Source organism: Micromonospora sp. MH33 (assembly GCF_003013775.1).
Lineage (GTDB): Bacteria > Actinomycetota > Actinomycetes > Mycobacteriales > Micromonosporaceae > Micromonospora > Micromonospora fulviviridis.
Genome location: NZ_MUYZ01000614.1, coordinates 1 through 1,584, shown reverse-complemented (window position 1 = coordinate 1,584; position 1,584 = coordinate 1). Strand labels below are relative to the sequence as shown.

Sequence of the window (1,584 nt, the reverse complement as noted above, 5' to 3'; positions counted from 1 at the left end):
GCGCCGCCGGCACCGGCTGGACGGGCCGGGCGCAGGCTGTCGCCCGCCCCGCCGACGCGTCGTTCGGCGCCGAACCGGCCTACCGGGTCGAGGCGACCTACCGGGTGGAGCCGGCCTACCGGGTCGACCCGCGCTACGGCGGCGAGCCGGCGTACCAGGCGGAGCCCGCCTACCGCGCCGAGCCGGAGCCGCGCGCCGAGCCGTCCTGGCGGGCCGAACCGGTCCGCCAGCCGGAGTCGGGCTACCCCGAGCCCCAGCCGCGTGGCCGCGGCACCGCCTCGGTCGAGCCCCGGTACGCCCTGCTCGACAGCGGCTACCAGCCCGACCCGCCCCCGGCGGAGTCCCGCTACGCGCTGCTGGACCGGGGCCGCTACCGCCCGGAGACCCATCCGGCCCCCGAGCCGGCCCGCATCGAGCCGCCCCGGATCGAGCCGCCCCGGATCGAGCCGCCCCGGATCGAGCCGGCGCGGGTGGAGTGGCGCGCCCCGGAGCCGGAGACCGAGCTGGAGCGCGCGGCCGGGGTGCTCCGCCGCGAGCTGGGCGGGCCCCGGGTGCTCGCCTTCGCCAACCCCAAGGGCGGCGTGCACAAGACCACCGCCACGGTGCTCGCCGCGGCCACCGTGGGCAGCGTCCGCGGGCGCGGGGTGCTCGCCTGGGACGACAACGAGCTGCGCGGCACCCTCGGCCTGCGCGCTGGCAGCGCCCGGCACGCCCGCACCATCCGGCACCTGATCCACGACCTCGCGCAGATCGAGATCCTGGAGGGCGCCACGCTGCTGGAGCACCTCGACGACTACCTCCGGCACGCCTCCGACGGCTCGTACGACGTGCTGGCCGGCGAGGAGAGCCCGCGCTTCGCCCAGCGGCTGGACCAGTTCACCGTCAAGCGGGTGCTGGAGCTGCTGCGCCGCACCCACGACGTGGTCTGCGTGGACACCGGCAACAACGTGGAGAGCCCCAACTGGCGCACCGTCATGCAGGCGGCCGACCAGCTCGTGGTGACCACCGTGCCCCGCGAGGACGCCGCGTTCAGCGCCGACTGGATGCTCGACCTGCTGCACGAGGAGGGCATGGGCGAGCTGGCCGACAACGCGGTGACCCTGATCTCCTGCCCCACCCCCGTTCGCACGCCGCTGCAGGACGACCTGGAGCGGCACTTCGCCACCCGCACCCGGGCGGTGGCCGTGGTGCCCTACGACCCGGCGCTGGAGACCGGCTCCTCGATCGAGTATCACCAGCTCCACGCGGAGACCCGGCAGGGCTGGCTCAGGGCCGCCTCGGTGATGCTGGAACCGTTCGCCCGCTGACCGCCACCGCCGCCCCGCGCCGCCCCGTCGCCTGAGAGGATCACCGGGTGAGTCCGGACACCCCTGATCCCGAGCGGGTCGCCGACGGTCCCGGCGCGCCCGGCGCCGCCGCCCGCCCGCCCGCCGGTGCGGAGAACGCCCCGACCGGCGACACGGGAAGCTCCCCGACCGGCGACACGGGAAGCTCCCCGACCGGCGACGCGGACAGCTTCCCGCCCGCCCGGTCCCCGGGCGAGAGCGAGCCGCCCGGCTGGCCCGGCGGCCTGCCGGTGCCCGC

The 1,584-nt window shown here is 77.2% G+C and carries 1 protein-coding gene and 1 pseudogene; both read left to right on the top strand.

The window, feature by feature from the left end; genetic code table 11:
• On the top strand, positions 1–1,307 hold a 1,307-nt coding region (locus B0E53_RS36360; RefSeq protein ID WP_107079907.1), incomplete at its 5' end, for an AAA family ATPase.
• A 47-nt stretch (positions 1,308–1,354) separates the two neighbouring features.
• Positions 1,355–1,584: pseudogene (locus tag B0E53_RS36355) on the top strand (hypothetical protein); the annotation flags it as partial.